The organism is uncultured Ruthenibacterium sp. (genome assembly GCF_963558415.1).
GTDB lineage: Bacteria > Bacillota > Clostridia > Oscillospirales > Ruminococcaceae > Ruthenibacterium.
Window position 1 is genome coordinate 1 of record NZ_CAUWGY010000036.1, and the last position, 21,600, is coordinate 21,600.

Genomic DNA, 21,600 nt, shown 5'->3' on the forward strand with positions numbered 1-21,600 from the left:
GTTTTTATGCCTCGTTGCCAGCGGCGGGCACAGCCATATCGTGCGGGTGCAGGACTACACCCATTTCGAGGTCCTTGGCCGGACGGTGGACGACGCAGCCGGCGAAGCCTTCGACAAGGTGGCGCGCACGCTGGGGCTGGGCTATCCCGGCGGCCCGGCGGTGAGCCGGGCCGCCCAAACGGGCGATTCCAAAGCTTATCCCCTGCCCACGCCCCATGTAGAGGGCCCGTACAACGTCAGCTTCTCCGGTCTGAAAACAGCTGTGCTCAATCTTGTGAACAAAGCGCAGATGAAAGGAGAACGTGTGAACGTGGCCGATATGGCCGCCAGCTTCCAGTTCCGCATCACGGACATTCTGGCCGAAAAGCTGCTTTTGGCGGCGGGCGATCTGGGGGCAAAAAAGATTTGCCTTGCGGGTGGTGTAGGGGCCAACATTGCTTTGCGCCAAAAGCTGGAGCGGGGGGCAAAGCGCCTTTCGGCCCAGTTGTACTTGCCGGAGCTAAAGCTGTGCGGCGACAACGCCGCCATGGTGGCGGCACAGGGATACTACGAATACCTGGATGGGAACGTAGCGGATCTTACTCTGAACGGCCTGCCCACTTTAAACATCGATTACCGTTAAAAAAAGCCTTCGTCCAAAACAGGGCGAAGGCTTTTTATTGTTGCCAGGACCATCGAGAAAAATATTTGTTTTGCGTGCAGTGTACCATAAAGCGGGAATCCTGCCGGGAAAACACCCAAAGCGAACCCATTTGTTCGTGTTGGTCGTAGCCATACCCGTCCATATAATCTTCCAGCGAAGCGTGCGGCTGGGCCAGAACCACCTTGGGATTTTCCTGAATTTCCACATACTGCGCGTCGGTGAAAAGAATCTCCGCCAGGCCTGCGGCTGCAACGACCGGATTGCGCACTTGCAGCTTGATACAAAGCAACGCGCAGAAAGCCGTCAATAAAACAATGACCGCAACCAAAACAAAGAGCATCCGCTTTTTCGAAAAAGCACCCTTTTTTCGTCTTTGTGCAAGCAGCACCCGGGCCAACTGGATCACCCGAACCCAGAGCAGCACCCCTGCGGCCAAAGCGATCAGGCGGACGGGCCATGTCCCATCCGAAGCCAACGCAAACCAGAGGAAAAGCGTTCCTGCACCTGCCAAGAAAGCAAACAAAAACACTGCCAAGATCACCCGCACTACAAGCGGCACTTTACGGGATTTTGCACCGGCCATAGAACCTTCCACGATTCCCTCCACAAGGATTTCCAACAGTGTATCCATCGCTTTTCCTCCTCTCTGATGCACTCATTCTAACAGCTTGTTTTTTGTTTTTCAACCGCAGCATGGACTTTTTGCCATCCGGCATGGTATGATGAGAAAAGTGCCCATTGCGGTTCATTTCAACAAATTTAACGGAGGACATGCAGTGCAAAACAAATTCTGGCGTTATGTGCTGCCCAGTATGGCGTCGCAGATGCTGACGGGCTTTTTTATCATTGTAGACGGTTTTTTCATTGGCCAGCGCATGGGCGACGTGGGTCTGGCTGCGGTGAACATTCTGTGGCCCATTGCGGCCATAATCCAAGCCACAGGACTGGGGCTCGGTTCCGGCGGCAGCGTACTGCTGGCCTCTGCCCTTGGTGCAAAAAACGAAGAAAAAGCGATGCGCGCCCGCGGAAATGCGCTTTTGTTTTTGGGCGCTGCCAGTATTTTTCTCACAGTGGTTTTGTGGTTCACCTACCCGTGGATTTTGCAATGGCTGGGTGCACAAGGGGAGCTGTATGCACCGGCTGAAGAATATGTGCAAGTGATTATTCTGTGCTGCGCAGCCCAAGTGCTGAACAGCGGCGTCAATCCTCTTTTGCGTGGCGCAGGCCGCACGTTTCTGGCCATGTCCGGGATGGTGATGGGACTTTTGTGCAACATTTTTCTGGACTGGCTGTTCATCATGCCGCTGAACTGGGGAATGCGCGGTGCTGCACTGGCCACTGTTTTGGCCCAGCTTCTCAGCGCGCTGTTCCAACTGGTGTGCCTTGTGTCTCAAAAGGAGCATCCCATGCGAGCCGCTCAATTTATTCCCAGTTTTTCTTTGATGCGCCGGCTGGTAATCACCGGACTTTCTCCTTTTGGGCTTTCGCTGTCCGCCAGCATTCTGATTCTGTTCAACAACTGGCAATGTCTGCGCTGGGGCGGGCAAAGCGCCGTGGCCATCTATGCCATTCTCAGCTATCTGCTGGGCAGCTTGCAGCCTCTACTTACCGGTATCGGCGAGGGAATGCAGCCTTTGTGCAGCTACTGCCGGGGTGCGGGCGACGAGGCCGGACTGCGGCGGCTGCTTTTGCGTGGACTGCGTCTGGTCATTTTGTTCAGCACCGTGCTGTGCGCAGCCTCGATTTTGCTGCGCCAATGGATTCCTCCCCTGTTTGGAGCGTCTGAAACAACGGCTGCCGGCGCGGATTTTGCCATTATCTGTGCGGCGCTTTCCCTGCCTTTGTGGGGTGTAGTGCGCTTGTTCTCTTCTTATTTTTATGCCACCCATCAGACAAAGCGCAGTCTTTTATTTATTTTTGGCGACCCCTTGGTAATCAGCCCTCTATGTCTTTATCTTTTGCCTTTGTTCGCAAAACTGGACGGCGTATGGCTGGCCGCGCCTGTGGCTCAGGTGATCTTGGTCGTTTTACTGGGAACCATGCTGTGGCGAAACAAAGTGGCGCACTGAACCAAAAAGAGCACCCTTTGGGGGCGGTCCAATAAAACAGTATAATAATGTTTTCGGGAAGCGGCATGAGTAATCATGCCGCTTTTCCGTTCATAACGTCATAGAGTAAATTGGCGGGGAGTATGCCGATATAGTTGTAGCTGATAGTCACATCCTGCACTCGGTGTCCGCTGGACTTGTCCGGTGCATGAACATATACGGCGTTAACCATATCGTTCAAAATAGTAGGTGTCAGCTTCTCCAGATACAGGTATTTCTTCGCCTGTCGGATAAACCTATCAACATTCTCCGCTTGATCTTCTTGATTCTGTATTTCGTTTTCAAGCATTTCAATCTTGGCTCTCAGCTCGGCCTGCTCCTGCTCATAATCATCAGACAACATCTGAAAACGAGCTTCGGACAGTTTTCCGTTGACCATATCCTCATAAATACGCTTGAACAATCTGTCCAGTTCCGCCAGACGGTTTTCGGATTTCTGCAAAGTTCGTTTCTTGGCAGAAAGCTCTTTCTTTGCTTCCTCACTTCGCTTTGCACCCAATGCTCTGCGAAACGCATCTTCATAATCGGCAACACATTGGATTACCAACCTCATGTGTTGGAGCGTACCTTCTTCCAGCACTACGGCTCGGATGAAGTGAGTGTCACAGACCTCCTTGCCCTTTTTACGGGAAGTGGAGCATACGAAGTGATCTTGTCTGGTTTCAAAACTGTTGCTGGTGCAGTAGTACAATTTCTCACCACAATCGGCACAGCGGACGAGACCGGAGAACATATTGATCTTGCCTGTTCTGGCGGGTCTGCGTTTATTCTTGCGAAGTTCCTGCACACGGGCAAAGGTTTCTTCGTCAATAATGGCTTCATGGGTGTTCTCGAAAATCTTCCATTGATCGGGAGGATTTTCGAGTTTCTTTTTGCTTCTATACGACTGCTTGCGGGTCTTGAAATTGACCATGTGACCAAGGTATTCCTGCTTTTCCAGTATGCCGGTGATGGTGCGTGGTGCCCAATCGTAAGGATTATCGGGTGTCTTTGCAGGAGCATTTCGTCCCATCTTCATCCAATGAACGGTGGGGCAATCCACCTTTGCTTCCTTCAGCTTCTTGGCGATCTGAGAAGGGCCGAAGCCCTCCATACACCATGCGAAGATCTGACGGACAATGGATGCGGCTTCATCGTCCACAATCCAATGCCTCTTTGGATTTTTGGGGTCTTTCATGTAGCCGTAGGGCGGGTTGGTGGTCAGATACTCACCGGATTCGCCTTTCTGCTTCATAACTGCTTTGACCTTTTTACTGCTGTCCTTGACATAGAACTCATTGATGATATTCAAGAACGGAGTAAAATCGTTGTCCTGCTGATTGGCGCTGTCCACGCCGCTGTTCACGGCGATGAAACGGATATCGTGTTCGGGAAAAAGCATTTCCGTGTAGAGACCGACTTCCAGATAGTTTCTGCCTATACGGCTCATATCCTTGGCGATGATGACACCGACCTTATCGTTCTCGACCAACTCAATCATTCGTTTCCAATCGGGCCTATTGAAGTTGGCACCTGAGTAACCATCGTCCACGAAAAAGTGGATGTTGCGGAAACCTTGTTCTTGTGCGTATTTTTTGAGAATCGCCTTTTGATTGACAATGCTGTTGCTCTCTCCTGTGAGTTCGTCATCACGACTGAGTCTACAGTAGATCGCAGTTATTTTGTCAGACTGCCTATTCATGTCTTGTTCCTCCTTAATCGGCGGGCAGTCTGCCAATACAGGATTGCTTGTATCCATTATATCATACATCTGCAAACTTGTCTCCTTTGTCATTCTTCGTCAACCTCCTTTGCCATGTGGTCGAGTAATTTACCGGAAAGACTTCGTGTGCCATCGTAGCTGCCACCAAATCTGTAAGTAGTCTGCCCGGAGCGAATGGTCACGGTGATCTGCGGCAGCTCAGCCGCACAGTAGTTGTGAACAACAATGCTGCCGTTTTCGTTGATGGTGTAATTCTTGTTTTCCTTTTCTTTCATATAATTGTCCTTTCTTGGTTTGGAATGGATAGGAACGGAAACGAATCGAAGGGAATGATTAACGCTCCTGTTCTTGTTTGTGTTCGATCTTTCTTTCAAGGTGTTGCTCCAGATTATGGCGGATGGTATCAAGACGCTGTACTTCTTCTCTGGCAGTCTGGTACTGATTGTAAAGTTCATTTTTCTCTTTGATGAGCTGTTCCACGTCCGCCTGCAATGCCTTATGACTCGGCAGCTTCTTGAGTCCCTTGGAGTCGAAATAGCGTTTGGAGGCGTTTAGAATAATGAAGTCTCTGTCATGCTCGTCACGATATTTCTGACGGGCTTTTTCATTCTTACAGGCTTTCAGTTCGTCGATCACATATCTGGTCTTGTGGTAGTTCAGTACATAATCACGGAACTCTTTCGTCTCCTTGATTGATGCTTCTACAGATTTCATCTTGGTACGAATATCATCCACCTTGGCGTGAGCGGCATCACAAGCGGCAGCCAATGCTTCGGGAGAGTCAAAGCCCATTTCTTGATACAGAACGTAGGCTCGGCTTGCGTTTTTGAGGTTGTGTATCTTTGCCCAATGCTCATATCCTTTACCCTTGGCTTTCGCCGCTTCCATGTCCACCATACGGCTAACAGAGTTTTGTTGTTTGATGAAGTCCTGCATGGTCGGTGCGGAATGAACAAGAGGTTTTTTCGCTCTGACCTGTTTTGCATTTCTGACAAAGGCGGCGAACACGGCTGTTTTATCAAAATCGTCGCCCAGCTTTCGTGCCGTGATAGCTTTGGTACGGTCTGGTGTGAGATAGGACAATCTTCCTCGGCTCTCCTTGACGGTGATACCACGGCGAAGAAGTTTTTCTGCAAAGTCCTCGAAACTGATTGCATCGGAGAGTGCCTTTCGGATTTCTTCACGGAGCTTGTCTTTGTCCGTTTCAAACTTGGTCTGCTTGACGGGCAAGCCCTGTTCGGCAAGAACAGCGTTTTCTTCATCCAACGCAAGCTGTCCTTTCTTCTTTGCCCAATACTCACGCTCGGTCACACGGGTCTTACTGCCGTTCAGCAGATCAATCTGATACAGACCTGCATCGTGGCACATCTCCATGACCTCGGCACGAAAATATTCCATAGCTGCGTTGGTGCATCGGTGTTTCATGCCCGGTTGGGTATCGCAGGGTCTGTCCATATACGGCATGAACGGAACTTCTTCAATTCTCAAAGAATTGATAACGATGTGTACATGAACATTGCCGCTGCCGTTGTGCCCGTCGGGGTGTGTACAGATGATTGCTTGATGACCGGGGAAATGTTCCTTGCAGAATTTCTCGCCAAGGCTCTGCGCCAGATCTACATTCAATCCGTGGTCGGGAACATCCTTGGGATCGAAGCTGATGATATAGTGGTTGCTTTTGACACCTTCCCGTTTTTGATTTTTGCCATAGCGGAGGTTGGCTCTCAGACAGGCAATCGCAAAATCTTCGTCACCGCAGTTCAGCGTAGAAATGCGGTAATCCTGTCTTGGGATGAGCCTGCCGCTTTCATCCAGGGTGGGCTTCATGGTGAACTCATCATGCTCAAAAGTGAGGTAGGCTTCGGCGGCAGAGTAGTCGGCATTTTTAGAGCTTATATGCTTGAACGTTGCCAACAGCATCACCTACCTTTTTCATCACTTCAAATTTCAGAGTAGCGAGATCAGTGGCGGCATCTTGCAGTTCCTTTGCCATGGCAGGATAGGGGCTTCGCCATTCGTTGAGGTGTCGGGCAATCTGATTGAGATTGTTACCGATCCTGCCGTACTCGGCAGTAAGCTTACCGACAGCAGCGAGCAAATCGTCGCTGACAAGTGTTGCCACAATGGTCGGTTTGATGGTTGCACCGGAGATCGCTTCACGAATAAACTCCGATTGGCTCATATCGTAAAGCTTCATACGACGAATAAACTCAGCGTGTTCTTCATCGTCCAGACGGGTTTTTACGATGTGTGTACGTTTCGGTGTGTTGTAAGTTTTGGTCATTCGGTTCCTCCTTCATTTGTGAAAATGGTGGTCGGCGGATGCCGTCGCTTCTGCGAAAGCAGAACAGTTGCAGGGTTTGGGGAAGGCACTCCCCAACAAGATTCCATGAAGGGCAAAATGAGCAATTGGCGAAATTTGGACCCATGGTAGAATCTTGCTCTACGCTACCCAGCCTTTTCGTTTTTTGCGTTTTTGCCAAAGTGTAAAATTGGCACTTTGCCGTGCTTAGTGTTTTGCCGTTTTACCCGAATGTCGTTCCTGCCCGGGAGTCTCACCCCGGCGTTGCCTCGCTCATGTCATCGCAAAGTCATATCTCATTCAGACGGTCATTCAATTTTGAGGATGTATTATCGTTGTGGCTCAATTTGGACAAACAAAAAGAGCCGATTACACAGAGCATCAGAAATCGGCGGGAGCATAGCTCTCGCTTCAAAGTGATGTTCTATGTAATCGGCTCTGAAGATCAAAGTCGGGTTCTGCTTCATACAGCTCCCGCCAACAGAACCAAAGGCGTAGTGGAGCAGTTCGGCACTTCCGGTGTGCCGATACCGTGTCGGATGAAACCGACTAATTATGTCTCAATATGGTCGAACATTTCTATTCAGTTGTTATGTAGCGGCGTACCGCTGTGCCATTATTATACAGATAATGTGCTATACCGTCAAGATTGCAAACCCCCTCGCTATATTCGGAACTACAGAAAACGAAAATCAACGGTTACAGAAAAAGTTCTCTTTACCTGTTAGGACGTTTTCAAGAGAAATATCAACGGGCAAAAATAATTCTGTCCAACCTGGGCAGAATTTTCAAAACTAACTTCCCGACAACTTGTCGGGTATAAAAAATAACCTCCGACCAAGTTGGTCGGAAGTCCCAAAACCAACTTCTGCCCAACTTGGGCAGAAGTTGAAAATCACTTCGCCGCAATTTGCACCGAAGTGGAATAAGTAACTTCGACACAGGTTGTGTAGAAGTCAGAGCCTCATCAAAAAAAGAAGGGCACTAACCATAACAGTTAATGCCCTTGTGAATTAAACTTACTTGTTACTGCCTTCTGAAAAAGATTCCCCTGCGTTGACCAACCCAAAATATTTTTCAAAGAATGCCTTCAGTTTTTCAATAACTGTCTGCTTCTTTTTGTCACGGGAGCCACCGCCACCAAAACGAGATACTGGCGGCATCAGACGATCAACATCTGTGCCCGTTGTTTTGAGGACGCCATCACGGAAAGCGTTCTCTACAAACTTTCTGGTCTCCTCGGGCTTCAGTTTTTCTTCATCAATCAAAGCTTGGATATCTGTTTCACGCTGATCTTTTACAAAGCGTTGCCAGTCTGCGTTGACATCGGTTTTTGTATTGATGGTGGCAATAAAGTTTTCGATCAATTCCTTTTTAGATCTGAGCTGCAAACTGGACTTAATCGCCTTATCAATCGCAACAAGGATTTCTTTGTCTTCGCAGTTGCCGTCATGGTATTTCATAACCAGCATCAGAATATAGTCGATGTTGACTTCAACCTGTTTGACAAGTTCCATTTCAAAGACAACATCATCCATGATACTATCTTTGCTTCCCGGCTTCGGTTTGATTTCATCGTACACATCATGGTAGGTACCTGTGTAGTCTTGGAAATCAATAGGAGACAAAATTTCGTTTCCTGCAAAGCGGTCAAAAGCCGACAGAATGTTTCTCAGACGCAGAATGTTACCAAACAGAACAATAAAATCCTTCTTGTTCTGCTCGCCGATGATTGGCTGTCCCAACGGGTATTTCTGCAACAGCTCGGCGATACGTTCTTCATAGCCTTTCTGCTCACGTCCCTTGTCATCAACACAACCATAGTAATAGTCTTCGTAAGATTTCAGAAGAACAATGCCATTAGCTTCTTTGTCACCGAATAAGGCAATGGCTTCGTTGGTTTCTTTTTCAAGATCACGGAAGCAAACAATATTGCCAAAAGTCTTAACGGAGTTAAGGATGCGGTTGGTTCTTGAAAATGCCTGAATCAGACCATGCATTTTCAAATTCTTGTCTACCCAAAGAGTATTGAGTGTCGTTGCATCAAAGCCCGTCAGGAACATATTGACCACGATAAGCAAATCAACTTCACGCTTTTTCACTTTGTCAGAGAGGTCTTTGTAATAGTCTTGGAAGCCCTTGCTGGATGTGTCAAAGTTTGTTTTGAAAGTCTTGTTGTACTCGTCAATCGCCATGTCCAGAAAATCACGAGAACTCTGGTCAAGGCCATCGGTATCAAAACTTTCATCATCCAAGATGCCGTCTGCGCTGTCTGCTTCGTTAGGAGCAAACGAGAAGATAGTGGCAATCGTCAAATCACGGTGCTGTTCTGCGATCTGCTTTTTTAGTTCCAGATAGTATTTTTTGCATACAGGAATGGAGCTGACAGCAAGCATGGAGTTGAAGCCATTCACACGCTGACCCTTCAGACTGTAATAGGAGTTTCGCATAGTCTTTTGGTCAAAGTGTTCCAGAATGTACTTTACAACTTCGGATATACGTTCCTGAGAAGCGAGTGCTTCCTCGGTATCAATGGCAGTAACTTGCTTGTCCTGCTTTCCGTCCTTTTGCTTTACCGTATTGATATAGTCAATGCGGAACGGCAAAACATTTCCGTCATTGATGGCGTCAACGATGGTGTATGTATGGAGTTTATCGCCAAACGCCTGCTCAGTAGTTTTCAGATTGGGATTTCCGCCAGTACCTGCATTGACCGAGAAAATCGGAGTGCCCGTAAAGCCAAAGATGTGATAGTTTCTAAAGTATCTGTGTACTTTAACAACCTTTTCACCCTTTTTGATCTGACCGCCGACAATTCTTGTATGCATATCACCGAACTGGCTTCTGTGGCATTCATCAAACACCAAAACGATATGCTTATCCCTAATGGGGTGCATGGGATTCTTCTGAATAAAGACATCCAACTTCTGAATCGTAGTTACGATAATTCGAGAAGTAGAGTCCTCAAGTTGTTTCTGCAGAATCGCCGTGCTCTTGTTGCTGTTAGCAGCGCCCTTTTCAAATCTGTCATACTCTTTGATGGTCTGATAGTCCAAGTCCTTACGGTCAACAACAAACAGCACCTTATCAATGTAAGGCAAGTTTGTAGCAAGCTGTGCCGTCTTGAAAGAGGTGAGGGTTTTGCCACTACCCGTAGTATGCCAAATATATCCGCCTGCTTCGATCTTTCCGGTTTTCTTGCTGTTGGAGGATGTCTCGATTCTGTTTAAGATGCGTTCTGTTGCAACGATCTGATAAGGACGCATGACAAGCAGCAGTTCCTCAGATGTAAACACGCAATACTTGGTCAGAATGTTCAGCAGGGTATGTTTAGCAAAGAACGTCTTTGTGAAGTCAACAAGGTCTGCAATAACTCTGTTGTTACCATCTGCCCAATAGGAAGTGAACTCAAAGCTATTGGAAGTTTTCTTGCTGTGCTTTTTGCCAGTGCCGTCGTTCTCCTTGATATGGCTCGCTCTGGTGGTATTGGAATAATACTTGGTGAAGGTGCCGTTGGAGATGACAAAAATCTGCACATACTCATAAAGTCCAGACCCAGCCCAAAAGCTGTCTCGCTGATAGCGATTGATCTGGTTGAAAGCTTCCTTGATCGCAACGCCACGACGCTTCAGTTCTACATGAACCAACGGGAGCCCATTTACAAGAATGGTCACGTCATACCGGGTGTCGTGATTGCCGGAACCTTCTTCATACTGATTGATGACCTGCAAACGGTTATTATGGATATTCTTTTTGTCAATCAGATAGATGTTTTGGGTTCTGCCGTCTTCGCAAGTCAGGTTCTGTACATAGTCTTCCTGAATCTTGCGAGTCTTTTCCACGATACCCTCGTTTGCGTTGGCAATCTTTGATTTGAAGAAGGTTTCCCATTCTTTGTCTGTGAAGCTGTACTGGTTAAGGCGTTCAAGCTGTTTGCGCAGGTTAAGCACAAGATCTTCCTCGTTGTGAATAGACACATACTCGTAGCCTTGTTCACCAAGCATTTTGATGAAGGCCGCTTCCAGAGCTGCTTCACTCTGATATGCATCTGAGCGTTTTTCCTGCGGCTCATATTCGGTTACAACTGTACTTTCATTGGTTGAAAGCACTATGTTATATGTGCTCACATAGCACCCTCCTTTCTATGGCTAAAACTCTATCCATTCCGCATTCTTTAGGTATGTATAGGATAGTTTTTGTTCTGCCAACGGCAAATCTTTTTGGGTATATTGATATTTACCTTCTTCACCAAAGCTCAAGGCATACTTATCAATCATTTTTCCCATCAATGTGAATGCATAATACTCTTTGTTGGCATCCTTCTCATCTTCAGCGAAACCTCGTGACATATTGTACATAAGGTTGTTTGAACTGAGCGAGAGGCAATAGATGTTTTCTTCTATACGATCTTTCTTGATGTTCTCTTTCAGATACAGAGCATCTTCGGCCAATAATTTTGTTAAGCAGAACCCCATTCTGAAAAAATCGCTTTTGCTTACAAAACCTAATTTATACGCTCGCAGCAAATTGGAATATGCATATAAAATGTCAACTTCATTTATTGCATTGATGTAATACACCAATTGTCGTATCATTTTGTTATATGCTTTGTTATCTTCTTCGAATTTTTCGGACAGTTTTAGCCACTCGGCAAAGTCGCTGTCCTGGTTTCTTAAGACAAATTCCAACTTTTCAAAAAGTAATTTATCGGTTAAATTACGTCCTTCCTCTATTGTATCCGCAATTGCTGATATGGGTGAGAAAACTACCGAAAGCCAAGAAACAGCCAATTTTGATATTGAATTTTCCATAGTTACTCCTTAAACGACAGTAGTTTGTCTCGATAATGCTCATATTGTTTCTGCCGAGCTTCGATTTCTGCAGGCAAGCCGGAAGTAGTATCGTTGCAGAGGACATCGAAGCGATCAAGAATGCTAACAATCTGTTGCTGTTCTTCAAGCGTGGGGATAGGAAAACGAATCTGTCTTAAGTCTTCCATGTTGATTTGCTTTAACGCAGCTCCTCTCGTTTTTGATTCAATTTCTTTTTGAATACCTTGGCTAAGGAACTGATAATAGATGTATTGGGGACACACTGTACTTTTAAATGTAAGTGGTACTATTCCACGGGATACATTACATCCCTTTAATTCATCCGAAGCAATAGATATCACACCTGTCGTTCCACGAACACACAAAAGCAAATCCCCGCCCTTCAAAATAGTTCTTTTGTAGGACTCTGCGATTGACGGCGCAACCTTTTTCAAGCCTCTCAATGATACAATTTTATTTGCCAAATCTACAGGACGAACAACGGGTATTCCATTTTCTACATCATCCCCTGTTTGGACAATACCGTATGAAATAGAGCAGCTATCATCGACTATATCTTGCAATGCACATTGCTCGGCATTGTTCGCTCGTGATAGTATTTTTTCTCTATAATACTCATACTGTTTTTTTCTCGCTGTAAGCTCTTTAATAAGTTCCGCTGTAAGCTCCGTGAAATTGTCCAGTATGCGGACAATTTCCTCTTGCACAGGCAGTGGGGGAACTGGAATTATTATTCGATCCCATCGTGAAAACTCAAACCTAAATCGTGCGCCTTCTTCTTTCAGGGAATTGATTTTACTCGCCACATAGGAAGATTTGATAATATGATCAAAATATTTATGCATTATTTTTTGAGAGTTAATGGAAAATACTACATACATTGGGCTCACAAGACCTGCCTCTGAATATTTTAGCCGCGCAATAGAGCCAATATTGAGTCTTGCCGGATTGTAGGCAATCATGTTTTCCCGAACAATGGTATAGTTTGATGTATCTTCACTATGTATTGTGTTCTCTCGATATTCCTCAGCTTTTACCATCCCTTGCGTATTGCTAACGACATATACTTGCCTAACATCTGGGTCATCGTTCCCTTTTTCTCGAATGCGGGTAATCAGGCTTCCTATGCTGATATATTCCAACTCGTCTGGGCGCAGTTTATGTATCACTTCATTCAGTTTGCTCATTCTGCTCACCCCCGTTACTAAATCCTATCGTCTCCAACGCCTTTTTGAGTTCGGCGTTGTTTTTGATTTCTTCTTCTTTTTTCTTGACGTTATCCATGATGCCTACGACCAGACGACGTAAAGGCTCATACTCTCTTAATGCTGTTTCTTCATCAGAGTTGCCATGGGCAATATTACTCAGCCGTCGGAAAAGCTCATACCCATTGTCTGAATATATTACTGGGACAATAGAACATTCTTTGTCCACTGCCGCAATTACTTGGTCAAACGGCTTCATACTCCCACTTCGTTTGCGGATTTCCACACCTGCGCTGTCTCCAACTTCTATCGTGATCCGTTCCAAAATCGAACGCAAATAGATAATGGCTCCAGCACCAAGTCTTTCCTTGTGTGCAATCTCTGCTTTGGCTAACCACTCAGTAAACTTATCCTCGGTTTCGACTGGAAGCTTAATGTTTTCTGGTAATTTGAAATTCTGCTTTATTACATAGACATTGGGGAAAGGTGCAAAAATATCATCAGCGCCAACCAAAAACCAGGCCTGTACACTGTGATTGCAATTTTTGCAGGATGGATTGCCTTCCACATAATCCATACACTGCAATTCGCAATCTATACTGATCATTGACTTATTGATAATCAAACAGTGTAGTTTTAGCGGAGAAACAAAAGAGACGCTATCCCTGCATACCGTAGAGTAAAACGGCTGCATGATTGTTCCTATCTGGATTTCGATAAAATCACCGGCAGAGATCAATTGAACATCTTCAGTTTCTTCCTCAGGAGAAACCGTATATCTTTCCAAATCAATGAAAGACTCAATTTCTCCAGTATTTTTGTTTTTATCAGATAATCTACTGCTGAGTCTCATAAATTATCCCTCTAATTCTGCAATGATTTTTGCAATTTCGCTTCTCAGCACCTGCTCCCTTGCAACAATTTCTTCAATCTCTGCATTGAGTTTTACGATATCAATTTCTTCTCTGGTATCTTCCTGCTCAACATAGGAACTGACAGAAAGATTATAGTCCTGTTCCACGATTTCTTCGTAAGGAACACAACGGGCAAAGTGCTTTTTGTCAGCACGGGCGATAAAGGCATTTACAATATGTTCGATGTTTCCGTCAGGGCCATCAGTTAGTTTGTTGTTATTCGTTACCTTAACACACTCATTCGATGCGTCAATGAACAGAGTGCTGTTATCTGCCTTGCTGCGCTTTAAGACCATGATGCAGGTAGCGATAGAGGTTCCGAAGAACAGGTTGCTCGGCAACTGAATGATGCAGTCAATGAAGTTATTATCGATCAGATACTGACGGATTTTCTTTTCAGCACCACCACGGTACATGATACCAGGGAAACAAACAATCGCAGCCGTGCCGTTAGTAGCAAGCCAAGCCAAAGAGTGCATAATAAATGCAAGGTCAGCTTTAGACTTAGGCGCAAGTACACCGGCAGGAGAAAAACGGGGATCGTTAATCAAAACGGGGTTATCATCGCCCTCCCATTTGATGGAGTAGGGTGGATTGGAAACGATAACTTCAAAGGGCTCATCATCCCAATGCTGCGGATTCATCAGCGTGTCCTCGTGGGCGATATCGAACTTGTCGTAGTCAATATCGTGCAGAAACATATTGATGCGGCAAAGGTTATAGGTGGTAAGGTTGATTTCCTGGCCATAAAAGCCCTGCCGAACTTTATCTTTACCGAGAATTTTTGCTGCCTTCAGCAGTAATGAGCCGGAGCCGCACGCAGGATCATACACCTTGTTGACCTCGTTTTTCCCTACAACGGCAATCCTGGTCAATAATTCAGAAACCTCCTGCGGGGTGAAGAATTCGCCACCGCTCTTTCCTGCGTTGGATGCGTACATACTCATCAGATATTCATAAGCATCGCCAAAAGCGTCAATGGAGTTATCCTTGTAGTTGCCCAACTTCATATCTGCAACGCCTTCGATCAGTTTCACGAGATTGGCGTTGCGCTTGGCAACGGTGGCACCCAGTTTGTTGCTGTTGACATCAATGTCATCGAACAGACCCGCAAAATTATCTTCGCTTTCGCTACCCTTTGCAGAATCCTCAATATTTTTGAAGATCGTCTCCAACGTCATATTCAGGTTTTCATCGCCCGCAGCCTTTTTTCTAAGATTGCAGAAAAGCTCGGAGGGGAGAATGAAAAAGCCCTTTGTCTTGACCATATCTTCACGAGCCTGCTCCGCATCTTCGTCAGACAGCAAGGCGTAATCAAAGCCCTCATTGCCAGCTTCGATTTCGCCTTCGTTAATATAGTTGGTCAGGTTTTCGGAGATATAGCGGTAGAACATCATGCCTAACACATAGGATTTGAAATCCCAGCCGTCTACGCTTCCACGCAGGCCGTCAGCAATCGCCCATATAGCACGATGAAGTTCATCTCTTTCTTGATCTTTTCTAATATCAGCCATTGCTCTTTCCTCCGTTTATGTTTCCAACTGTTTTTCTGTATTTTTCAGGATTTTTCAGATATGCTTCTGCCGCTTCATTGAAAAAATCAGCAAGTGAGCTATCATCCTGTATTAACGCCAATTTCAACTGTTTGTGTAGTGACGCAGGTAAACGCACTTGTACCTGCTTATCACGATCCGATTTCAGATCTGTTTTCTGCATCACTTGCCACCTCCAAATGATATCATTATATCTGGATATAATGATATCATATTTTAGCAAAAAAGTCAATGGAACCAAGAGAAAATGCAGAAAAACCGCTCTATGTTGAATATAAAAGCAACATAGAGCGGCCTCGTCACTTAAGCATACCTATGAAATTATGATTCTTCCATGACCTCTAACATCATTCTCGCCCCCAACTTAAAACCATTCTGAAAGATTAAGCAGTCTGTATTGGTTTGATGCTCTCGCACACAATCGGTGTATTTCTCAAACAGTTCTTTCTGTTCGTCAGTCATGGTGGCTTTGAGCTTTTCTTCATTCCTGCAAATCAGTTCCAGTAGCTTTTTGTATTCCTTGCAAGAGGATGTGTCATACTCGGTTGGCTCGATGTTGCCGTACCAAAATTCTTCGAGGATTCTCATACCGCATCCTCCTCATAGATCATCTCACGCAGAACAATTTCCTCGGCTCGGTTGCGGATGCTGTTCATAGCTCCTACCCATGCCATCTGATCGTGTTGCTTCATGTCCTCTGTCACGCCCTCAGATGCTTTCATCTGCTCGATGATAAGTTCAAGGCGGCTTTGTGCCTGCTCGTTCAAATCAGCCAGATACGTCCACAGCTCACCGCTAAGACATAGATCATTGAATCGGATGGGGTTATGCTCCTTGATATAGTCTCTGTGCATACGTCCCCACCGACCAATAGGTCTGTTTTCATCCGGTAAGCGAATATCGGGAATGTAGTAATCACCGCAACGGATATAGTTCAATTCCTGCATCATATGTACCTCCAATAAGATTCAAACATTCTGTTTAAAGATAGAAAAAGGCGATACCTGGTTGTGAAAACCAAGTATCGCCAATTTTTCTTGTCGCACTCCTGTACGGCAGCTACCCTATGCCAGTAATGTTCTCATACTGTCTTATTGGAAACTACCCTTTGGGTGCTCTTTTTTATAAGTAATCAAACACGCTCACGGGCGTGCCATTGAGATTTGCTTCGAAATGCAGGTGATTGCCCGAAGAGCGACCGGTGCTGCCCACATAACCAATAAGCTGGCCCTGTTCCACGGTGACACCGTCGCCAATGCCATCCGCCCGAGCGGACATATGGGCGTAAATGGTCACCAATCCACCGCCGTGACTAATTTTTACACAGGTACCGTAGCTTGCATCTGCATGCGTGGACACAACACCGCCCGCCGCGGCATAGATGCGTGTTCCCTTGGGCGCCGCGATATCCGTGCCCCGATGAAAACTCTGCTTTCCAGTAAAGGGGTCGGTGCGCCAACCCATGGGAGAGTTGGTAGTATAGCCCGGAAGAGGCCACACGAAGGTGCCGCCTGTAAAATCCACACCGGGGTTGTCGTCCTGTGCGGCCCACTCAGCGTAACGGCGTTCCGCCTCTTCAATCTCCTTTTCCTTTTCGGCGCTGGCCTTCTCGTAAGACTCCTTTTCTGCCTGCGCCTGGCTCATCTGTGCATCCGCCTGCTGCAAAGCTTGTGCATATTCGGCCTCCAGACGCTTGAGCTCTTCCTGAGAGGCATTCAACTGGTTCATCTGTTGCTGCTCCTGGGCGGCCTGCTGTTCCAACATCTGCTCTTGCGCTTGCAGCGTTTCAATAATCTCGTTGTCATTTTGAGCAATGCTCTGCAAATTTTCCGAAAAACGCAGCATCTCGGAAAAACTATCCAATCCCAGCAAAACACTGAGATTACTTTGCCGACTCATCTCATAAATACTGACCATTCTGTCCTCAAAGAGCTGCCGACTGGCGTCCAATTGTGTGACGGTCTGGGCAATCTGCGCCTGCGTCTCATCAATTTGTGCCTGCTGGGCATCGATTTGCAGCTTCATGGCCTCGATCTGCGCCCCAATGTTGTTCTTTTTCTGAGTGTACAGTTCTTTTTGCTGACCGGCCTGCTCAATGTCATCTGCCGCGTTTTCAATGTTTTCTTCAATCTGCTGCTGTTCTTTACGCAGACGCTCCAATTCTTCGGCGGGTGTTTCTGCGGCCGCACGCAAACCCGGAGACAAAAGCACCAAAATCAAAGCCAATGCCTCCAGCCGTCTTTTCCATCTCTTCACACCGGTCCTCCTTGTGCTGCCGTACCATGGACGGCGATATGACTTCATGATACCATACTGCCGGTGCACCGTAAACCGTACAAGCTATTTTTTACATATGTATCCGCTTTGTTTCCGAAACAAAAAAAGAGGCCGAGGCCTCTTTTTTTACACATTTATTCTCGGGAACGAGTATAAAGGGCGGTTCCCAAATCGCACACACCGTCCAAAAGCAAGCTGAGGCCAAAAAATCGAATGACCAGTTTCGTCACTCCAAAGGGATTGACCACCATGACGATTCCCAGCACCAAAGGCACTACCGCTGACACCAACAACGGCGCGAAAGACGGAGAGTTTTCCCGTTTGGCATCCAGAGCCAAGGGCAATTTGCCCGCCCCGTCCAACAAGAGAAGCACGCCAGACACCAGCGGAACAAAGGACAGCAAAATGCGGGAACCCAGCACACAGAACAGCGCCAAAGCTGTAAACAGCACTCCTACCACCAATTCTCCCGAAGCGTTGTAGCCCCGGCGTGAAGCCTGCCGCCAGCGCGCAAATCGGCTTACCGCAAGCGCCACACAAGCCGCGGCCAGCGCCCAGCAAAACAGCGTCCCCGTCATCTCCGGGAACAACAGCAAAATCAACCCCAAGGCCATATACAGAACCGCCATCCACAAACACGCGCTCCTAGTCCAGAAAAATCCCAACATACAATCGCTCCTTCCTTCTACTAGTATAAGCAAACAAAACGTTCCTCATGCGGTCTCACGAAGCTTGCGCCGTCCAGGGACCGGACAATTGCTGTGCCCGAAACGTCGCCGTTTGGTCCGCATAAGGCTGCTGGGTCAACGTCAGCACATAGTCAGAGCCGTCCTTTGTCAAACTGCACACCGCATGCAGATAGTCTATGCCGGCATCCTCAAAAGGCAACTGCACCTGCGTCCAGGTTGCGCCCGCATCCTGCGTACAATACACCAGCGGCCAGTTTTCCTCGTTGGAAGTGGTCAGGCTCAGCACCGCGCTTTGATCCTCCAGTGCACAGAAACCACACAAAAGATTCTGTGCTTCGCCCTGCGGAACATTCGGATACTCCTGCCAACTCACTCCGCCGTCCAAAGTGAACCAGGCCCGGCTTTCCTTCCCGGTGCCCATCGAAAAATCGGTTCCAAGCGCCGCATAGCCAAAAGATTCCGTGGGGAAAAAGAGCGTTCCCCACACAGCGGACCGGCACAACTGACCCAAATGGGTACGGTTCCAATGAGCGCCGTCGTCCGTAGAAACCGTGACGAAATAGCTGCCGCCTCCTTCGGGACACAGTGCCCCCAGCGCGGCATCTCCGGCCAGGCCCACGACCAGGTCCGTCGGATCACGCACCAGCGCACCGGAAGTCTGCGGCGAAATCATTGTGACTGCCCCATCGACCGAAAACCAAACGCCTTCTTCGGTCACGGTGTACTGCCGCTGCTCAGTGCCGCTAAAATCCGGTGCCGCCGCGGGGGCCTGTGCCCCCGGCACCATCTGCACAGAAGAAGTGTTCTCCCAGGATTGATACAAATGCCGTGTGTATTGCCAATCGGCTGTCTTTGTGCCCAAAAATGCACTTACCAGCAAGACTGCCACAAGCGCGGGGCCCGCTGACAAACGGCAATTGCGATATGCGGCTCCTGATTTTGCACTTGCCAGCGCCACCCAAGGCTCATCCTCTGTGCCTACAAATGCGAGACCGCCTTTCCACACCAGTACAAATCCCTGTTTCCACCGGTCGATGCGGCGCAGCGCCCTATGGGGAAAACGATACTCTACACCGTCTCGATTCCAGCGGCATCCTGTTTCATCCACTTGAATGCGGACCGGATCCCGGTCATCTCGGCAGGCTCTGCGCAGCGCCGCCGCGCGACACACACAAAAAACAGCATCCACGCCCAAAAAGGCCGCAGCGGCCAGCAACAGTGCTGCAACGGCCCAGCCGGCTTTGTCCGGAACAAAGCGCAGCGCCCAAGGAGCAAACCATACACAGACCACGGCGCCAAGCGCCTGCAAACACCGGAGCACGAGCGAAGTGCCGGACCGCGCCAAAGCGGCCAGGGCCGGTCCTGTACGCAAGCCGGTCATGGTTCCCTGCAATTCGCCGTCCGGCCTGGGTGCGCGCTCTCCTGTCAGCAGCTCATCCACGGTCACGCCCAACTCCGTAGCCAAATCTGCCAACATGGACACGTCGGGCAACCCGCCGCCCGTCTCCCAGCGGGAGACAGTGCGATCGGCCACTCCCAGGCGCTGGCCCAGTTGTGCCTGGGTCAGCTCCCGCTCATGACGCAATTCGGCAATCAGAGCGCCTGTTTTTTTCGCATCCACCATCATGCCACCTCCCCCTGATACACCAGAGTAGATGGTTCGGTCCACTCCATAGACACCAGCGCCACCACAATGCTTCCGCCGCCGCCCACACTGCCAGAATCTCCGTTTAAAAAGGCAAAGTCCTCGCCCAGAACTACGGTAAACTGCGGCACACCCTCGCTGCACAGAACGACCGCCAGCGTCCCGAAGGGAACACAGTCTTCGGACTCATAGCGATAGAGCCGGCCATTGTATTCCAAAATCAGCGCGGTGTCCTCCATCCAAAGCCGCGTTCCGGCTCCGTCATCCCACCGGGCACACAGGGCGCTCACCACAGAATAATAAGAGATGCCATTGCCCCTGTCCCCATAAGTGACCACGGACTGATGGACCATACCGTCTGACCGCGACACGTAACTCACCGCGCACGCATCTCCGGTCAACCATTGAATCTTGGGCGAAACGCCTGGCTCAAAAGGGTATGCAAACGTCTCGCTTTGCAGGCCGGCCCGACGATACCAGACCGCCTCGCCGGACTTTTTATCCACCCGCATCACAAGTACATTTCCCGTTGGCGAAACACTCACCCATGTTCCCTGCACACGCAACGAAAAGGCCGTTGCAAACACCACAAGTCCGCAGATAAATAATGCCGCCGCCTTCCATCCGGCCCGACTGCGCGATACGGTCACATCGGGCACGCGCTCGGTCACATAGGCGAGAAGATCCTGTCCGTCGGCATCCGCACGATCAATGGGAATCCGTATGGTCCTAAAATCCAACACTAAGCTGCGGTCAGACACATCCACCTGCCGCAGGCAGTCATCTTTGTAACAGGCGGTCACGCCGTCCCGCTCGATCAAAAAACCTTGCTGAGTCCAGCCCATACGCATCGGCGGCCGAAGTCTTGCCAAAACAATCGCCTTGCCAAGCCCCAAAATCTTTGTGTCCACCACAACGCCCCATACGATGACAAACAACAACGAACTCCATAACGGGGCCTGCGGGACCGCCAGCAACGCAAGCGCCGCGATCCACAAAAACGCAGATATTATGAACGCCAACATCTTTCCCGGCTGTCTTCCCGGTGCTCCATGAGCCGCCCTCAAAAAATCCGCCGCCCGTTTGGCGGCAAAGGCCGGCTGTACAAGCGTTTTGGGCTGCTGCGCATCCGAACCGCCCCGGAGAATTTGGTCCGCAGTCGTTTCCAGCGCCTGCGCCAAAGGTACAACGACCGCCGCATCCGGCAGGCCCGCGCCAGTCTCCCATTTGGACACGGCTTTATTCGTGACGCCTAACCGGTCCGCCAGATTCTGCTGGGTCATTCCTTTTTCATTTCGTAGGTGCGCTATATACGCACCGATTTTTTCCGCCTGTGTCATTGCGTATATCTCCTTTCCCGTCTCAGTATAGGAGAAAAACGTCAAACCGTGCAACCAACGAACCGCAGAAGCACTCCACGGAACGTGGAGCGCTTCTATTTTTATCGATGATATGCACTTTATTGGTTTATCAAAACTACAATGCAAACAGGAAAAACGTCATCACATTGTAATAGTCCCCATCCGAAAATTGCACCGTTCGCTCGTCGAGCCGCTGTGCTCCGGGATAAAATCCAGCGCGATAAGCCTGTTCCGGGCGCCGATAGAAAACCCGCACATCGAACCGTTCCGGCAGTGGGACCTGGCATTGCCGATACATACCGCTGTCAAGCTGCTGGCACACTCCCTCTTCGATGCGCTGCACCACCAAATCCGGATGCAGACACGTCA

General features: G+C 48.4%; 20 protein-coding genes. 2 read left to right on the top strand and 18 right to left on the bottom strand.

What is annotated here, in order from left to right; all coding sequences use genetic code 11:
- Positions 1-622 (top strand): tRNA (adenosine(37)-N6)-threonylcarbamoyltransferase complex transferase subunit TsaD (locus AB5H98_RS07675; protein ID WP_367925328.1); only part of this gene is annotated, 622 nt, incomplete at its 5' end.
- Positions 623-656: 34 nt separating this feature from the next.
- On the opposite strand, the gene AB5H98_RS07680 is transcribed toward AB5H98_RS07675, so the two are convergent.
- On the bottom strand, positions 657-1,274 hold the full coding sequence (locus tag AB5H98_RS07680) for a hypothetical protein (RefSeq protein WP_367925329.1): 618 nt from the start codon (positions 1,272-1,274) through the stop codon (positions 657-659).
- Positions 1,275-1,419: 145 nt separating this feature from the next.
- Between AB5H98_RS07680 and AB5H98_RS07685 the strand changes: the two genes are divergently transcribed.
- Positions 1,420-2,712, top strand: coding sequence for an MATE family efflux transporter (locus AB5H98_RS07685; protein WP_367925330.1), 1,293 nt, complete (start codon positions 1,420-1,422; stop codon positions 2,710-2,712).
- Positions 2,713-2,785: 73 nt separating this feature from the next.
- Here the strand turns inward: AB5H98_RS07685 and AB5H98_RS07690 are convergent, their stop codons facing one another.
- The 17 genes from AB5H98_RS07690 to AB5H98_RS07770 all read right to left on the bottom strand — a co-directional run.
- A complete protein-coding gene (locus AB5H98_RS07690; protein ID WP_367925331.1) occupies positions 2,786-4,525 on the bottom strand; it encodes a recombinase family protein in 1,740 nt (579 codons plus the stop codon).
- Positions 4,522-4,728 (bottom strand): hypothetical protein, encoded by a 207-nt coding sequence (locus AB5H98_RS07695; RefSeq protein WP_367925332.1) that lies wholly within the window; start codon positions 4,726-4,728, stop codon positions 4,522-4,524. Before AB5H98_RS07695 ends, AB5H98_RS07690 begins: the two co-directional genes overlap by 4 nt.
- A gap of 58 nt (positions 4,729-4,786) precedes the next feature.
- On the bottom strand, positions 4,787-6,367 hold the full coding sequence (locus AB5H98_RS07700; protein WP_367925346.1) for a relaxase/mobilization nuclease domain-containing protein: 1,581 nt from the start codon (positions 6,365-6,367) through the stop codon (positions 4,787-4,789).
- On the bottom strand, positions 6,339-6,737 hold the full coding sequence (gene mobC, locus AB5H98_RS07705; RefSeq protein ID WP_367925333.1) for a plasmid mobilization relaxosome protein MobC: 399 nt from the start codon (positions 6,735-6,737) through the stop codon (positions 6,339-6,341). The genes AB5H98_RS07700 and mobC overlap by 29 nt, the downstream gene beginning before the upstream one ends.
- Positions 6,738-7,774: 1,037 nt before the next feature.
- Entirely contained in the window at positions 7,775-10,882 is a 3,108-nt protein-coding gene (locus AB5H98_RS07710) for a type I restriction endonuclease subunit R (protein WP_367925334.1), read from the bottom strand.
- Positions 10,883-10,903: 21 nt separating this feature from the next.
- Positions 10,904-11,566, bottom strand: a complete 663-nt coding sequence (locus AB5H98_RS07715; RefSeq protein WP_367925335.1) for a hypothetical protein — start codon at positions 11,564-11,566, stop codon at positions 10,904-10,906.
- 2 nt (positions 11,567-11,568) lie between these two features.
- Positions 11,569-12,774 carry a restriction endonuclease subunit S gene (locus AB5H98_RS07720; protein WP_367925336.1) on the bottom strand — a complete coding sequence of 402 codons (1,206 nt, stop codon included), beginning with the start codon at positions 12,772-12,774 and terminating at the stop codon, positions 11,569-11,571.
- Positions 12,758-13,645 (bottom strand): hypothetical protein, encoded by an 888-nt coding sequence (locus AB5H98_RS07725; RefSeq protein ID WP_367925337.1) that lies wholly within the window; start codon positions 13,643-13,645, stop codon positions 12,758-12,760. Before AB5H98_RS07725 ends, AB5H98_RS07720 begins: the two co-directional genes overlap by 17 nt.
- A 3-nt stretch (positions 13,646-13,648) precedes the next feature.
- A complete protein-coding gene (locus AB5H98_RS07730; protein WP_367925338.1) occupies positions 13,649-15,220 on the bottom strand; it encodes a type I restriction-modification system subunit M in 1,572 nt (523 codons plus the stop codon).
- Positions 15,213-15,422 carry a hypothetical protein gene (locus tag AB5H98_RS07735; protein ID WP_118284764.1) on the bottom strand — a complete coding sequence of 70 codons (210 nt, stop codon included), beginning with the start codon at positions 15,420-15,422 and terminating at the stop codon, positions 15,213-15,215. Before AB5H98_RS07735 ends, AB5H98_RS07730 begins: the two co-directional genes overlap by 8 nt.
- 158 nt (positions 15,423-15,580) lie before the next feature.
- Positions 15,581-15,847 (bottom strand): DUF6809 family protein, encoded by a 267-nt coding sequence (locus AB5H98_RS07740; protein WP_367925339.1) that lies wholly within the window; start codon positions 15,845-15,847, stop codon positions 15,581-15,583.
- Complete coding sequence (locus AB5H98_RS07745; RefSeq protein WP_367925340.1) at positions 15,844-16,209, bottom strand: TnpV protein; 366 nt, start codon at positions 16,207-16,209, stop codon at positions 15,844-15,846. Before AB5H98_RS07745 ends, AB5H98_RS07740 begins: the two co-directional genes overlap by 4 nt.
- 172 nt (positions 16,210-16,381) lie before the next feature.
- Positions 16,382-17,515, bottom strand: coding sequence for a murein hydrolase activator EnvC (locus AB5H98_RS07750; RefSeq protein WP_367925341.1), 1,134 nt, complete (start codon positions 17,513-17,515; stop codon positions 16,382-16,384).
- Between the two features lie 155 nt (positions 17,516-17,670).
- Positions 17,671-18,165, bottom strand: coding sequence for a DUF308 domain-containing protein (locus AB5H98_RS07755; RefSeq protein WP_367925342.1), 495 nt, complete (start codon positions 18,163-18,165; stop codon positions 17,671-17,673).
- 94 nt (positions 18,166-18,259) lie between these two features.
- Complete coding sequence (locus tag AB5H98_RS07760) at positions 18,260-19,852, bottom strand: helix-turn-helix domain-containing protein (RefSeq protein WP_367925343.1); 1,593 nt, start codon at positions 19,850-19,852, stop codon at positions 18,260-18,262.
- A complete protein-coding gene (locus AB5H98_RS07765) occupies positions 19,849-21,210 on the bottom strand; it encodes a helix-turn-helix domain-containing protein (RefSeq protein WP_367925344.1) in 1,362 nt (453 codons plus the stop codon). Before AB5H98_RS07765 ends, AB5H98_RS07760 begins: the two co-directional genes overlap by 4 nt.
- 136 nt (positions 21,211-21,346) lie before the next feature.
- Positions 21,347-21,600, bottom strand: a 254-nt coding sequence (locus AB5H98_RS07770; protein ID WP_367925345.1) for a M55 family metallopeptidase, incomplete at its 5' end; no start/stop codon positions are given.

Coding starts and splice junctions, on each gene's coding strand:
- AB5H98_RS07680 (WP_367925329.1), bottom strand. CDS start 1,274: ATGGATACACTGTTGGAAATCCTTGTGGAGGGAATCGTGGAAGGTTCT.
- AB5H98_RS07690 (WP_367925331.1), bottom strand. CDS start 4,525: ATGACAAAGGAGACAAGTTTGCAGATGTATGATATAATGGATACAAGC.
- AB5H98_RS07695 (WP_367925332.1), bottom strand. CDS start 4,728: ATGAAAGAAAAGGAAAACAAGAATTACACCATCAACGAAAACGGCAGC.
- mobC (WP_367925333.1), bottom strand. CDS start 6,737: ATGACCAAAACTTACAACACACCGAAACGTACACACATCGTAAAAACC.
- AB5H98_RS07715 (WP_367925335.1), bottom strand. CDS start 11,566: ATGGAAAATTCAATATCAAAATTGGCTGTTTCTTGGCTTTCGGTAGTT.
- AB5H98_RS07720 (WP_367925336.1), bottom strand. CDS start 12,774: ATGAGCAAACTGAATGAAGTGATACATAAACTGCGCCCAGACGAGTTG.
- AB5H98_RS07725 (WP_367925337.1), bottom strand. CDS start 13,645: ATGAGACTCAGCAGTAGATTATCTGATAAAAACAAAAATACTGGAGAA.
- AB5H98_RS07730 (WP_367925338.1), bottom strand. CDS start 15,220: ATGGCTGATATTAGAAAAGATCAAGAAAGAGATGAACTTCATCGTGCT.
- AB5H98_RS07735 (WP_118284764.1), bottom strand. CDS start 15,422: ATGCAGAAAACAGATCTGAAATCGGATCGTGATAAGCAGGTACAAGTG.
- AB5H98_RS07740 (WP_367925339.1), bottom strand. CDS start 15,847: ATGAGAATCCTCGAAGAATTTTGGTACGGCAACATCGAGCCAACCGAG.
- AB5H98_RS07745 (WP_367925340.1), bottom strand. CDS start 16,209: ATGATGCAGGAATTGAACTATATCCGTTGCGGTGATTACTACATTCCC.
- AB5H98_RS07755 (WP_367925342.1), bottom strand. CDS start 18,165: ATGGCGGTTCTGTATATGGCCTTGGGGTTGATTTTGCTGTTGTTCCCG.
- AB5H98_RS07760 (WP_367925343.1), bottom strand. CDS start 19,852: ATGATGGTGGATGCGAAAAAAACAGGCGCTCTGATTGCCGAATTGCGT.
- AB5H98_RS07765 (WP_367925344.1), bottom strand. CDS start 21,210: ATGACACAGGCGGAAAAAATCGGTGCGTATATAGCGCACCTACGAAAT.